The sequence below is a fragment of the Allobosea sp. genome, from assembly GCF_017308075.1.
GTDB lineage: Bacteria > Pseudomonadota > Alphaproteobacteria > Rhizobiales > Beijerinckiaceae > Allobosea.
Window position 1 is genome coordinate 145,847 of the sequence record NZ_JAFKFX010000032.1, and the last position, 12,814, is coordinate 158,660.

The 12,814-nt window shown below is 68.1% G+C and carries 11 protein-coding genes; 6 read left to right on the forward strand and 5 right to left on the reverse strand.

Translation table 11 applies throughout. The features are described 5' to 3' along the window. Window positions 1-91: 91 nt before the first annotated feature. Window positions 92-940 carry a tryptophan 2,3-dioxygenase gene (kynA, locus tag J0J10_RS15385; RefSeq protein ID WP_291638813.1) on the reverse strand — a complete coding sequence of 283 codons (849 nt, stop codon included), beginning with the start codon at window positions 938-940 and terminating at the stop codon, window positions 92-94. A 103-nt stretch (window positions 941-1,043) separates the two neighbouring features. Between kynA and J0J10_RS15390 the strand changes: the two genes are divergently transcribed. Further along, complete coding sequence (locus J0J10_RS15390) at window positions 1,044-2,267, forward strand: aminotransferase class V-fold PLP-dependent enzyme (protein WP_291647303.1); 1,224 nt, start codon at window positions 1,044-1,046, stop codon at window positions 2,265-2,267. 109 nt (window positions 2,268-2,376) lie between these two features. On the opposite strand, the gene rplS is transcribed toward J0J10_RS15390, so the two are convergent. Beyond that, the gene (gene rplS, locus J0J10_RS15395; protein WP_291638815.1) at window positions 2,377-2,772 is read right to left on the reverse strand and encodes a 50S ribosomal protein L19; all 396 of its coding nucleotides are present in this window, start codon (window positions 2,770-2,772) and stop codon (window positions 2,377-2,379) included. A gap of 226 nt (window positions 2,773-2,998) precedes the next feature. On the opposite strand from rplS, the gene J0J10_RS15400 reads away from it, so the two are divergent. The 4 genes from J0J10_RS15400 (at window position 2,999) to J0J10_RS15415 (ending at window position 8,833) form a co-directional block, all read left to right on the forward strand. Then, window positions 2,999-3,727: a sulfite exporter TauE/SafE family protein gene (locus J0J10_RS15400; RefSeq protein ID WP_291647304.1), complete on the forward strand. Its 729-nt coding sequence runs from the start codon at window positions 2,999-3,001 to the stop codon at window positions 3,725-3,727. 90 nt (window positions 3,728-3,817) lie between these two features. Continuing rightward, window positions 3,818-4,606 carry an SDR family NAD(P)-dependent oxidoreductase gene (locus J0J10_RS15405; protein ID WP_291638817.1) on the forward strand — a complete coding sequence of 263 codons (789 nt, stop codon included), beginning with the start codon at window positions 3,818-3,820 and terminating at the stop codon, window positions 4,604-4,606. Window positions 4,607-4,829: 223 nt separating this feature from the next. Beyond that, window positions 4,830-6,908, forward strand: coding sequence for an elongation factor G (locus J0J10_RS15410; RefSeq protein ID WP_291647305.1), 2,079 nt, complete (start codon window positions 4,830-4,832; stop codon window positions 6,906-6,908). Between the two features lie 209 nt (window positions 6,909-7,117). Further along, the gene (locus tag J0J10_RS15415; protein ID WP_465247213.1) at window positions 7,118-8,833 is read left to right on the forward strand and encodes an AMP-binding protein; all 1,716 of its coding nucleotides are present in this window, start codon (window positions 7,118-7,120) and stop codon (window positions 8,831-8,833) included. A 27-nt stretch (window positions 8,834-8,860) separates the two neighbouring features. On the opposite strand, the gene J0J10_RS15420 is transcribed toward J0J10_RS15415, so the two are convergent. From J0J10_RS15420 to dapF, 3 genes are all read right to left on the reverse strand, one after another. Then, the gene (locus tag J0J10_RS15420) at window positions 8,861-9,433 is read right to left on the reverse strand and encodes a hypothetical protein (RefSeq protein ID WP_291638820.1); all 573 of its coding nucleotides are present in this window, start codon (window positions 9,431-9,433) and stop codon (window positions 8,861-8,863) included. Window positions 9,434-9,516: 83 nt separating this feature from the next. Beyond that, a complete protein-coding gene (gene mtaB, locus J0J10_RS15425; protein WP_291647307.1) occupies window positions 9,517-10,791 on the reverse strand; it encodes a tRNA (N(6)-L-threonylcarbamoyladenosine(37)-C(2))-methylthiotransferase MtaB in 1,275 nt (424 codons plus the stop codon). 1 nt (window position 10,792) lies between these two features. Beyond that, complete coding sequence (dapF, locus tag J0J10_RS15430; protein WP_291647308.1) at window positions 10,793-11,671, reverse strand: diaminopimelate epimerase; 879 nt, start codon at window positions 11,669-11,671, stop codon at window positions 10,793-10,795. A gap of 143 nt (window positions 11,672-11,814) precedes the next feature. Between dapF and J0J10_RS15435 the strand changes: the two genes are divergently transcribed. Continuing rightward, on the forward strand, window positions 11,815-12,696 hold the full coding sequence (locus J0J10_RS15435) for a GyrI-like domain-containing protein (protein WP_291647309.1): 882 nt from the start codon (window positions 11,815-11,817) through the stop codon (window positions 12,694-12,696). The last annotated feature ends 118 nt before the right edge of the window (window positions 12,697-12,814 follow it).

The window sequence follows — 12,814 nt, forward strand, 5'->3', positions numbered from 1 at the left end:
CTCTGCGCGAGAGCGATGCTCAAGACGTGGATGCTCGCCACAAGGGCGAGCATGACGAGCGGGAATTCGGGAGCGGGCTGACGGCTGCGACCTAGAGCTCGCTGCGCAGCTCCCAGAGCTCCGGGAAGAAGGAGCGCTCCAGCGCCGTTCTCAGGAACTTGACGCCGCTGGAGCCGCCGGTGCCGGGCTTGAAGCCGATGATGCGCTCCACCGTCTTCATGTGGCGGAAGCGCCATTGCTGGAACTGGTCCTCGACGTCGACCAGTTCCTCGGCGAGCTCGTAGAGGTCGAAATAGCGATGGGTGTCGCGATAGACCGTGAGCCAGGCCGCGCGCACCGCCGGGTTCGAGACATGGGGCTGGCGCCAGTCGCGCTCCAGGCATTCGGCCGGCACCGGCAGGCCGTGCCGGGCGAGCAGCCGCAAGGCCTCGTCATAGAGGCTCGGCGCCGCCAGCAGCGCTTCGAGATGGGCGTGATGCGCCTCATGGTGCTTGTGCATCGCCAGCATGCGCGGGTCCTTGGCCCCCAGCCGGAATTCGAGGGCGCGGTACTGGTAGGACTGGAAGCCGGAGGATTGGCCGAGCGCGCCGCGGAAGGCGAGATAGTCGGCCGGTGTCATCGTCGAGAGCACGTCCCAGGCGCTGATCAGCTGGGCCTGGATGCGTGAGACCCGCGCCAGCGACTTGAACGCCGGCTGCAATTCGTCGTCGCGAAGCGCGGCGATGGCGCCGTCGAGCTCATGGGTCGCGAGCTTGAGCCAGAGCTCCTGGACCTGGTGGATGGTGATGAACAGCAGTTCGTCGGGGGCGTCGCTGAGCGGCTTCTGCGCCGCGAGCAAGAGGTCGAGACCGAGATAGGAGCCGTAGTCCATCCGGTCCTTGAAATCGGTCGTCATGCCGGGCTCGATCCGGCTGCCCGTGCTGCCTGTATTGCCCGTCATCGCGGCCTCCTTGCCTGCGATCCGGCGCCTTGACGCAAGGTGGGGGCCGGATATTTTAAGTTTAAAGTATTTCGACGGGCGGACAAGCTGCGGCGAGGTTGCGATGACGGTTTCCGGTGAGATTGCTGCGGTGGCGACGCCGGAGACAGGTGCTCCGCCCTTCGACCTTGCTACGGAGTTCTCGCGCTTTCGCCAGAACTGGCCGGAGCGGCTGCATTTCGCGGCGCACAGCCATCATTTCTGGCCGGACGCCACGCGCGCCGCCCATTTGCGCTGCTGGGACGACGCGGCCCGGCTGGTCGACGGCAAATGGGAAGAGGTGCTCGGCCCGGTCTGGCAGCGTGTCGCGCAAGGCATCGCGAAGCATCTGAACCTGCCGGGAACCGACGGGCTCGTGCCGGCGAGCAACACGCATGAATTCGTCAACCGGCTGCTTTCCTGCCTGCCGCGCGAACGCAAGCCCCGCATCCTGACGAGCGATGCCGAGTTCCACTCCTTCCGCCGGCAGGTGGAGCGGCTCGCCGAAGACGGGCTGGTCGAACTCGTCGCGGTGCCGGCCGAGCCCTTCGCGAGCTTGCCGGAGCGGCTGGTCGCAGCGGCAAGAGCCGATGCCGGCATCGACATGGTCTTCGTCAGCCAGGTCCAGTTCAATTCCGGCTATGCGCTGACGAATCTGGACGCGCTGGTCGAGGGCGTCTCGGCGCCCGGTCGCCTCGTCGTCATCGACGGCTATCACGGCTTCCTGGCGCGGCCGACCGATCTCTCCGGCATCGCCGACAAGGCCTTCTACATCGCCGGCGGCTACAAATACGCGATGTCGGGCGAGGGCGCCTGCTTCATGCATTGCCCGCCGGGCTTCGGCATGCGGCCGCGCGACACGGGTTGGTACGCTTCGTTCGGCGCGCTCGCGGGCCCGCAGGGCGAGATCGGCTATGCGCAGAATGGCTGGCGCTTCATGGGCGCGACCTTCGATCCATCCGGCCTCTACCGCATGGGTGCGGTGTTCGACTGGCTCGACGGCCATGCGCTCGATGCCGCGCAGATCCATGCCCATGCGCTGGCGCTGCAGGCGATCGTTGCCGACGGGCTGGCGCGGCGGCCCTGCGGTGTACTCGCGCTCGAGAATCTCGTCGTGCCGCTGCAGGAAACGGCACGCGGCAACTTCCTGACCTTCCGCCATGCCGATGCGGCTCTCTGGCATGAAAAGCTCAGGCAGGCCGGCATCACCGTCGATTTGCGCGGAGACCGTCTGCGTCTCGGCTTCGGACTCTACCAGAATGCCGCCGATGCCGAAGCCCTGCTCGCGCGGCTGGCGAGCCTCGCCTAGCGCGAGCGCTAGCCAGGGCGGGTGCTCGCAGGCCTTCCCCGAGCGACGCCCTGAAACGCAAAACGCGGCCCCGAGGGACCGCGTTCCGTCATATTTCAGGCTGCGAGGCTTACTTGCCGCCGTTCTTGGCACCCTTGGTGCCCTTGGCCTCGACGCGCTCGGCGATACGGGCCGACTTGCCGCGACGATCGCGCAGGTAATACAGCTTGGCGCGGCGAACCTTGCCCTTGCGGACGACCTTGATCGAGTCGAGGTTCGGCGAATAGAGCGGGAAGACGCGCTCGACGCCCTCGCCATAGGAAATCTTGCGGACGGTGAAGCTCTCGTTGAGGCCGCCGCCATTGCGGGCGATGCAGACGCCCTCATAGGCCTGGACGCGGCTGCGCTCGCCTTCCTTGACCTTGACGTTGACCTGCACGGTGTCGCCGGGCTGGAAATGCGGGATTTCCTTGCTCTGGGCGAGCTTGGCGATCTGCTCCTGGTCGAGCTGCTCGATGATGTTCATGGGTCTCTCCATGGCCGTGTTCGCGCTGAGCGCGGGCGTTACGGCTCGCTGTTTTCAGTTGAGAGCGCGGCCATACAGGAGCGTGGCGGGTTTGTCGAGATGGCGGCGGTGCCGCAGGCGGCATGAAACGGCCGCGCTTGTGACAGGGCTTGCGCGAGAATAGCAGAATCGGATGCGGTGAGCCACGGGTGGCGGTGCGACGGGGTAGAGCAGAGTGGCGGATATCGTGAGCTACGCCTCCCTGTTCACGCTGCTGGTCGGGCTGGTTGCCGGCGTCGTCAGCGGCGTGGTCGGGACCGGTTCGTCGATCATGCTGCTGCCGGTGCTGGTCTGGTCCTTCGGGCCGAAGCAGGCGGTGCCGATCATGGCCGTTGCTGCGGTGATGGCGAATCTCGCGCGTGTCCTCGCCTGGTGGCGCGAGGTCGACTGGCGCGCCTTCCTGGCCTATGCGCTGCCCGGCATTCCGGCGGCGATGCTGGGCGCGAGCACGCTGCTGCGCCTACCCTCGGCCGCGATCGATATCGGGCTCGGCCTGTTCTTCCTCGCGATGATTCCCGGCCGGCGTTGGCTCGAGGCGCGGCGGATCAGGCTCTCGCTCGGGCAGCTCGGCTTGGCTGGAGCCGTGATCGGCTTCTTGACCGGGCTCGTGCTCTCGACCGGCCCGCTCAGCATCCCCGCCTTCATGGCCTATGGGCTGACCAAGGGGGCGCTGCTCTCGACCGAGGCCGCGACCTCGCTGTTCATCTACGTCACCAAGGTCGCGACCTTCCGCTCGCTCGGCGCGATGCCGCTCGCCATCTTCGCCAAGGGACTGATCGTCGGGGCCTCGCTGATGCTTGGCACCTTCGCCGGCAAGGCGCTGGTGATGCGCATGGACCGGGGGACCTTCCAGCTCCTGCTCGACGGCATGATGCTGTTCTCGGGGCTCTTCCTGATCGCAGCCGCTTTCCGCTGATTGCAGCGCCGGCAACCGGCGCACACGCTTCCGGCCGGCGCTCGCCGGTTGTAAGGAGGGCGAAAGGCCCGTCGTCCGGAGTTCAGTGAAATGTCGGATAGCTCGATCAGGACCGTTCTCGTCACCGGCGCGGCGCGCGGCATCGGGCTGGCGACGGTCAAGCGCTTCCTCGCCGACAACTGGCGCGTCGCCCTGCTCGACATCGACGCGCATGGCCTCGGCGAAGCGATGGCGCAGCTCGATGCGCCGACGGTGACGCTGTCGCTGGTCTGCGACGTTGCTGATCCCGCCGGGGTCGCGGCGGCTGTCGACGCGACGGTCGAGCGCTTCGACCGGCTCGACGCCCTCGTCAACAATGCCGGGACGGCGGTGTTCAAGCCATTGCTCGAGACCACCCATCAGGAATGGCAGCGCGTGCTCGACGTCAACCTGACCGGGCCGTTCCTGACCACCCAGGCCGCCGCTCCGGCGATGGCCGACAATGGCGGCGGTGCGATCGTCAACATCACCTCGATCTCGGGCCTGCGGGCCTCGACGCTGCGGGTCGCCTACGGCACCAGCAAGGCGGCGCTCGCCCATCTCACCAAGCAGCAGGCGGCAGAGCTCGCCGGGCTCGGCATTCGCGTCAACGCGGTCGCGCCCGGCCCGGTCGAGACCGCCATGGCCAAGGCGGTGCATTCGCCGGAGATCCGCGCCGACTATCACGACGCGATCCCGCTCGCCCGCTACGGGCTGGAGGAGGAGCTCGCCGAGGCGATCTTCTTCCTGTGCAGCGACAAGGCGAGTTACATCACCGGCCAGGTGCTCGCCGTCGATGGCGGCTTCGACGCGGTCGGCATCGGCCTGCCGACCCTGCGCGGGCAGCGACGCAACCGCTGAGCCGCGAGCTAGCAGCCGCGACAACATTCTCCTTGCGCGCGCCCGCATTCGGCGCGAACCTTCGGCTCGACATCCCTCTTCGACGGCCGCCCGACCCTGTCGGGCCCGAGCGACCGCCGCCTTCCCGGCGTGGGCGCTTTCCGGTCCCGCCGGTTTTCCGCCGCCGGGAGCGGGGGCCTTCGGCCTTGATGCCCTCACGCGGCCATAACCGAAGGAGGACGACATGGCTGCGGCTCCCGCCAATGGAGGAACTTCGTCCGGGGTCAGAGCCAGGGGGCCACGATGCATCGCCATCGTCGGCCCCTTCCAGAGCGGCAAGACCAGCCTGTTCGAAAGCATCCTGGAACGCTGCGGCGCCGTCTCGCGCGCTGGCTCGGTCAAAACCCGCAACAGCGTCGGCGACGCCTCGACAGAGGCCCGCGCCCATCAGATGAGCACGGAGCCGAACGTCGCTACCGTCGATTTCCTCGGTGAACGCTTCACCTTCGTCGACTGTCCCGGCTCGGTCGAGTTCCTGCACGAAATGCGCCATGTCCTGACGGCGGTCGATGCCGCGGTCGTGGTCTGCGAGGCGGATGATCGCAAGGCGCCCGCGCTGGAACTGGTGCTGCGCGAGCTCGAGGAAGCCGACATCCCGCGCTTCCTGTTCCTGAACAAGATCGACACCGCGACGCGCCGGGTCCGCGAGACGCTTGCGCTGCTGCAGCGCGCCTCGCGCACGCCGCTGCTGCTGCGGCAGATCCCGATCTGGCGCAACGGCATTGCGGTCGGCTTCATCGACCTGGCTCTGGAGCGCGCCTTCGTCTACCGCGAGCATGCGCCGAGCGAGGTGGTGCCGCTCGCAGCCGAAGAGATCGAACGGGAACGTGACGCCCGCTTCTCGATGCTCGAAAAGCTCGCCGATTACGACGACACCCTGATGGAGGATCTGCTCGGCGACATCGAGCCGCCGCGCGACCTGATCTTCGACGATCTCGCCCGCGAGCTCCGGGAACGCCATGTCGTGCCGGTGCTGATCGGCGCGGCGGAGCGTGGCAATGGCGTGACCCGCCTGCTCAAGGCGCTCCGGCACGAGGCGCCGGGGCTGGAGACGACGCGTGGTCGCATCGGGGTGGTCGAAGGCGGTGCGGCGCTCGGCCTGGTGATGAAGACCTGGCATTCCGGCCAGGGCGGTAAACTCTCGCTCGCCCGCGTGCTGCGCGGCCGGCTTTCCGAGGGGGACATGGTGACGTCCTCGGCCGGCAACGAGGCCCGGATCGGCGGCGTGCTCGAGCTGAAGGGGGCCGAGCAGTCGCGCCTGCAGGCGGCCGAGGAGGGTGAGGTCGCGGCGTTCTCGCGGCTCGAAGGCGTGCGCACCGGCGATGCGATCGCCGCCGGCAAGGTCAGGCCGGACGCGATCAGCGCGGTTGCGCCACCCGAGCCGGTGCATGCGCTGGCAGTGACGGTGAAGGAGCGCAAGGACGATGTCCGGCTGGCCGCGGCCCTGGCCCGGCTGATCGAGGAGGATACGGGGCTGAGCCTGCAGCATCTCTCCGAGTTCGGCGAGATGCGTCTTTCCGGCCAGGGCGAGATGCATTTGCGGGTCGCGCTGGAACGGCTCTCGGGACGCTATGGCGTCTCCGTCGAGAGTGCTGCCACGGAAGTCGGCTATCGCGAGAGCATTCGTGGCAAGGCGAGCGCGCGGGGCCGGCATCGCAAGCAGAGCGGTGGCCATGGCCAGTTCGGCGACGTCGTATTGGAGGTCGCGCCGCTGCCGCGCGGCGAGGGTGTCCGCTTCGTCGACCGGATCACCGGTGGGGTCGTGCCGCGCCAGTACATCTCCTCGGTCGAGGCCGGAGTGCGCGATTTCTGCCAGCGCGGGCCGCTCGGCTTTCCGCTGGTCGATATCGAGGTGACCCTGACCGACGGCTCCTATCACACCGTCGATTCCTCCGACATGGCGTTCCGCCAGGCGGCCCGCATCGCGATGAGCGAGGCCTGCCCGCAGGCGAAGCCGGTGCTGCTCGAGCCGATCCTGGCGGTCGAGATCGTCATCCCCTCGGATGCGATGTCGCGCGCCTCGGCGTTGGTCTCGGCGCGGCGGGGGCAGATCGTCGGCTATGACGCCCGGCCGGGCTGGCGTGGCTGGGACCAGATCAATGCCCAGGTGCCGGAGGCGGAAATGGCGGGGCTGATCGTCGAGCTGCGCTCGGCGACGTCCGGCGTCGGCTCGTTCAGCGCCCGCTTCGACCATCTCGCCGAACTCGCCGGCAAACCGGCCGATGCGGTGGTCGCGGCGCAGGCCATGGCGCAGGCGCGATAATCCGGTTGCGGCGAATAAGTTTATACATAAACTATCTGTGGCGAGGCCGCGGCGGGTGCTTGCACCCGCCGCAAGCATTTCGCAGTGTAGCAAGGCCATGAGAAGAGACGGTTTTCCGCCGCCGAAATGGCTGGGCGAGCCGCCTCGGGAGAGCTCCGCAAGCCCGGCGACAGGGTAAGGAGCGGTAAGGGAGGACGATGATGAGCGCGATGACCGCCGCGGGCACCGGTTCGGACCTGCGGCCCTGGCTGGCCCATTATCCGGCAGCGGTGCCGGCCGAAATCGATCCGGCCGCGCCAGGGACCCTGGCCGAGCTGATCCGCCTGGCCTGCGAGCGCTATCCGCAGCGCGAGGCCTTCGAGAGCTTCGGCAAGAATCTGACCTATGCCGAGATCGGGCGTGCGGCGCGGGCATTCTGCGCCTGGCTGCAGGGGCAGGGCTTCCGGAAGGGCGACCGGATCGCGCTGATGATGCCGAACATCCTCGCTTATCCGGCGACGATCTTCGGCGCACTGCTCGGCGGCTACACCGTCGTCAACGTCAATCCGCTCTACACGGCGCGCGAGCTGACGCATCAGCTGACCGATTCGGGCGCCCGCGCCCTGGTGGTGATCGAGAATTTCGCGCATGTCGTCGAGGAGGCGCGCCCGCATCTGAAACTCGACGCGATCGTCGTGGCGACGGCCGGCGACCTGATGGGCTTCAAGGGCACAATCGTCAATTTCGTCGCTCGCAAGATCAAGAAGGTGGTGAAGCCTTTCACCTTGCCGGGCTCTTTCCAGCTCAAGGAGATCCTGGCCGGTCCCGCCACCATGGCGCCGGTCACCGTGGTGCCCGACGACATCGCCTTCCTGCAATATACCGGCGGCACCACCGGTGTCGCCAAGGGCGCGATGCTGACCCACCGGAACGTCGCGGCCAATGTCGAGCAGGCCCGGCTCTGGCTGGGCTGGGCGATCGAGCCACCGCTCGGACGCAGCGACTACCAGCACGTCATGGTCACGGCGCTGCCGCTCTACCACATCTTCGCGCTGACCTGCTGCTGCCTGTTCATGCTGCGCATCGGCGCCAAGGGGCTGCTGATCGCCAATCCGCGCGACATCGCCGGCTTCATCAAGACGCTTAAGGCGAGCCGGTTCACGCTCTTTTCCGGGGTCAATACCCTCTACAACGCGCTCGGCAACCATCCCGACATCGGCAAGGTCGATTTCTCGGAGCTGCGCTTCTCGGTCGCCGGCGGCATGGCGACGCAAGCGATCGTCGCCAAGCGCTGGCGCGAGGTGACCGGCAAGCCGATCATCGAGGGCTATGGCCTTTCCGAGACTTCGCCGATGGCCTCGGTCAACCGGCCCGACATCAGCGAGTTCACCGGTACGATCGGTTTCCCGCTGCCCTCGACCGACATCGTGATCCGCAATGCCGACGGCAACGAGACGCCGCTGGGCGAACCCGGCGAGATCTGCATTCGCGGGCCGCAGGTGATGTCAGGCTATTGGAAGCGGCCGGACGAGACGGCCAAGGTGATGACGCCGGACGGCTATTTCCGCTCGGGGGACATCGGCATCATGCTGCCCGACGGCCAGGTCAAGATCGTCGACCGGATGAAAGACATGATCCTGGTCTCGGGCTTCAACGTCTATCCGAACGAGGTCGAGGACGTGCTTGCGGCCCATCCGGGCGTGCTCGAAGCGGCGGTGATCGGCCTGCCCGACGAGCATTCCGGCGAATCCGTCGCCGCCTTCGTGGTGAAGAAGGATCCGGCGCTGACGGCCGAGGCATTGCGCGGCTTCTGCAAGGACAGCCTGACCGGCTACAAGGTGCCCAGGCAGATCATCTTCCGCGACAGCTTGCCGAAGACCAATGTCGGCAAGGTGCTGCGCCGGGCGCTGCGCGAAGAGGTCGCCGCCTCGGCGAAAAAGGGCTGAGGCGCGGCGCCCCAGCCGGGGTGCCGGTCATTCGGGCGCGTGGATCGTCGCCCGCAGCGCCTTGAACTGCGTCAGCGCGGAGGCGAGCCCCGCCTTGTCGGTGACGCAGATCAGCGCCGTGCGACCCTTGGGCGTCTCGAGCGTCGAGGTGAACATCCGCACATTTTCGGCATTGGGGCCGGCCTTCGGCGTCACGATCAGCTCGATGCCGCTGAAGCCCTGGTGCTCGAACAGTTTCAGATCGGAGACGGTACCGATCGTCTCGAACATGTCGCGATAGAGCTTCTGCCATTCCGGCTTGGCCATCTGGGCATTGATGGCCTCGCGGTTGAGGGCGGCGTTCTGGGCGGCGGGCTTGAAGCCGAGCGTGCAGAGCCGGCCATCGGCATTGACCGCCTTGGGCGTGCCGGTGCTCGAATCGATGTCGATGGTGACGTCGAACTGCGGATGCGGCTTGCCGGCCTTGCCGACGAAGGGCTTGGGCGGAGACACGGAAAGGCCCGAGGCCGCGTCGCCATAGGACTGGGCGCTGGCTGAAGTCCAGGCGAGGGCGAGCGGGAGCGCGGCGAGGAGGGCGGTCTTGCGGAAGCGGTCGATCATGGCGTGAGGCTTGGGTCCGGATTGCGACATGGGCGAGACGTTTGCGCCGTCTGCCGTTGCATGAAGGGCAAGCGGGTGGTGCGTCAAGCTGCGAGCAGCGCCTTGTCGCCGCATGAGGTGGCCGTGACCGGCAGAATCCGACCTGCCGGAACATGGTGACCGAAGCGGACCAGGGTGAAGTCCTCGGCGCGGCCGCTGTCCCCGCGCTCGGTCAGGACGGCGAGCCTGCGGCCGATCCTGGCCTCCAGATGGCGCTGGTGGGCGGCTTGCGCCGCATCGCGCAGGCGCTGGGCCCGCTCGCGTACGATCTCGCCGGGAAGCTGCGGCATGCGGGCCGCCGGCGTCCCGGGCCGGGCGGAGAACGGAAAGCCGTGGACATAGGACAGGCCGCATTCCTCGATCAAAGCGAGGGTGCGGGAAAACATCGCCTCCTCTTCGGTCGGGAAACCGGCGATCAGGTCGGCGCCGAAGACGATCTCCGGGCGCAGGGCCCGCATCTCGGCGCAGAACCGGACGGCATCGGCCCGGCCGTGGCGGCGCTTCATGCGCTTCAGGATGAGGTCGTCGCCCGATTGCAGGGAAAGATGCAGATGCGGCATCAGCCGCGGCTCGGTCGCGACGAGATCGCGCAGCTCATCGTCGATCTCGACCGCGTCGAGCGAGGACAGGCGCAGACGCGGCAGCTCGGGCAGCGCCGCCAGAAGGCTGCGGACGAGGGCGCCGAGCGAAGGCGTGCCCGGCCGCTCCCGGCCATAGCTGGTCAAATCGACGCCGGTCAGCACGATCTCGCGCGCGCCTTCGGCGACGAGCGCCCGTCCCTGGGCGATGACCGCTTCGATCGTGGAAGAGCGGGCATTGCCGCGGCCGAGCGGGATGACGCAGAAAGTGCAGCGATGGTCGCAGCCATTCTGCACTTGCAGGAAGCCGCGCGTGTGCTCGGCAAGCGGCCGCGTGCGCTGCGGTGCGGCCCCGCGCGCCTGCATGATGTCGCCGACCTGCAGCTTCTCCTCGGGAGCCCGGACGGCACCACCCCGCAGACTGTTCGAGGCGGCGAGCCGGCGCCAGTTCTCAGGCTCGAGCTTCTCGGCATTGCCGAGCACCGCAGCGACTTCCGGCATGGCGGCGAAGCGTGCCGGCTCGATCTGCGCCGCGCAGCCCGAGACGATCACCGGCCGGTCCGGCTGTTCACGCCCCAGCCTGCGGATCGCCTGGCTGGCCTGGCGGACAGCCTCGGCCGTGACGGCGCAGCTATTGACGATGGCGATGTCGCGCAAGCCGGCCGCCTCGGCCCGCGCCTGCATCGCCTCGCTCTCGACGAGGTTGAGGCGGCAGCCGAAGGTGAGGGTCTCGATCGGCATCTCAGGCGGCGAACAGCGCCGGCTCCAGCACGCCTTCGCGCTCGAGCTCGACCGGCCCGGTCATCAGGACATGGCCGTCGCTCTCGCGCCATTCGATGACGAGATCGCCGCCGGGCAGGCTGACGGTGGCCTTGCGGTCGCTGAGTTCGCGCCGGACGGCGGCCACCAGGGCCGCGCAGGCGCCGGAGCCGCAGGCCCGGGTGATGCCGGCACCGCGCTCCCAGACGCGCAGCACGATATGGTCGGGCGCCTTGACGGCGGCGAGGCCGATATTGGCGCGGTCGGGGAAGATCGGATGGTTCTCGAGCAGCGGGCCGATCTGCTCGAGATTGAAGCGATAGGGATCGTCGACGAAGAAGACGGCGTGAGGGTTGCCCATGTTGACGGCACCCGGCGTGTGCAGGACCGGCGCGTCGATCGGACCGATCTGCAATTCGAAGCCGCTGGTGTCGTGGAAGGGCTCGGCGAGCGGGATCTCGTCCCAGGCGAGACGTGGCTCGCCCATGTCGACGGTGAAGACGAGGTCGGAGAGGCGCCTGGCCGGCAGCAGGCCGCCCTTGGTCTCGAGGGTGAGCGTCTTCTTTGCGGGATCGCCCATTTGCGGATCCGCCATCATCGCCCAGGCGACGCAGCGCGTGCCGTTGCCGCAGGCGCCGGCTTCGGAGCCGTCGGTGTTGTAGATCCGGACGAAAGCGTCGGTTCCGGGCGTCCTGGGATCGTGCAGGACCATCAACTGGTCGAAATGCATGCCGGGTGCGGCGGCGATGGCACGCGCCTCGCCTGCCGATACGACAGTTTTGGTTCCGCGCAGGTCCAGCACGGTGATCTCGTTGCCGAGGCCGTTCATCCTGAGGAACCGGCGATGCGCGAGAGCGTTCATGTCGTCACATGTCCATGATGATGCGGCTCTATGACCGAGACGTCGAAAAAACGCCACCCTGTAGGGCTCTTGTCTGGCGATACGAACGGCGTAGCTTGCGGCGCAACGACGCGAATCGGTCGTGTCAGGTCGGGACTATCGGGATGCGACACTCCAACCTGTGCATGATCGCCCTGGCGGCCTGCCTCACGACCCCCGTCGCCGTGCCGGCCCAGACCAGGGTCGCCCCGCCGGCCGGCGTCGAAAGCACGCCCTTGGCGCCGCCATCCGGAGCGGCCGCGCCGGCGCAGAACGCCCCGTCGGCCCAGGCGCAGCAAGGGCAGCCGGCGCAGGGCCAGACATCGCCGGCCGAACCGCAGCCGGTCCAGCCGCCGCCGACCCTACCGGCTCCCGCGGCGCCGCAGCCGGTCCAGCCCGCCCCGCAGGCGCCGGCCGAGCCGCAACCCGTGCAGCCGCCGCCGACCCTGCCCAATCCGCTGCCGGCGCCGCCGGCGCAGCAGCAGACAGGCACGCCAAATCCGAACGCCACCCTCGCCGGCAAGCCCGGGGATCCGTCCGATGTCGACGAGGTCGCGCTCACCGCCCGGCCGGTGCTCGCTTTGCCGGGCCAGGCGAGCTGGGACCAGGGCTTCCAGCGTCTCTCCGAGAGCATCAACCTGCTGCGTGCCGAGGCGGGCAAGGCCGGGCTGAAGATCGCGGGACGCCCGCTCGCCCTGTTCGTCGAGACCGACGACAACGGCTTCAAGTTCGAGGCGATGCTGCCGGTCGATCGGGCGCCGGATGCAGCAGCGTCGGGCGCTCTTGCCAATGGCGTGCGGGCTGGCCAGTCGCCGACCGGGCGCTCGCTGCGCTTCGTCCATACGGCGCCCTATGACGACATCGACTCGACCTATGAGACGATCACCGCCTATCTCGAGGCCAAGAACATCGTGGTGAAGGACGCCTTCCTCGAGGAATATGTCGGCGAGCTCAAGGACCCGGGCGACCCCAATCTCGAGATCAACGTCTACGTGCAGCCGAAGTAACGCACGGCCTTGCCGTCATGGTCGGGCCCGTCCGACCATCCGCGTCTTCGTTTAACTGGTCGGATGCGGTGTTCGAGACGTGGATGCCCGCCACAAGGGCGAGCATGGCGGGCGATGG

Excerpts from the sequence above, each read along its gene's own strand:
- dapF (WP_291647308.1), bottom strand. The coding sequence starts at position 11,671 with ATGAACGCTCTCGCGCATCGCCGGTTCCTCAGGATGAACGGCCTCGGC.
- J0J10_RS15405 (WP_291638817.1), top strand. The coding sequence starts at position 3,818 with ATGTCGGATAGCTCGATCAGGACCGTTCTCGTCACCGGCGCGGCGCGC.
- rplS (WP_291638815.1), bottom strand. The coding sequence starts at position 2,772 with ATGAACATCATCGAGCAGCTCGACCAGGAGCAGATCGCCAAGCTCGCC.
- kynA (WP_291638813.1), bottom strand. The coding sequence starts at position 940 with ATGACGGGCAATACAGGCAGCACGGGCAGCCGGATCGAGCCCGGCATG.
- J0J10_RS15415 (WP_465247213.1), top strand. The coding sequence starts at position 7,118 with ATGACCGCCGCGGGCACCGGTTCGGACCTGCGGCCCTGGCTGGCCCAT.
- J0J10_RS15420 (WP_291638820.1), bottom strand. The coding sequence starts at position 9,433 with ATGATCGACCGCTTCCGCAAGACCGCCCTCCTCGCCGCGCTCCCGCTC.
- J0J10_RS15390 (WP_291647303.1), top strand. The coding sequence starts at position 1,044 with ATGACGGTTTCCGGTGAGATTGCTGCGGTGGCGACGCCGGAGACAGGT.
- J0J10_RS15435 (WP_291647309.1), top strand. The coding sequence starts at position 11,815 with ATGCGACACTCCAACCTGTGCATGATCGCCCTGGCGGCCTGCCTCACG.
- J0J10_RS15410 (WP_291647305.1), top strand. The coding sequence starts at position 4,830 with ATGGCTGCGGCTCCCGCCAATGGAGGAACTTCGTCCGGGGTCAGAGCC.
- mtaB (WP_291647307.1), bottom strand. The coding sequence starts at position 10,791 with ATGCCGATCGAGACCCTCACCTTCGGCTGCCGCCTCAACCTCGTCGAG.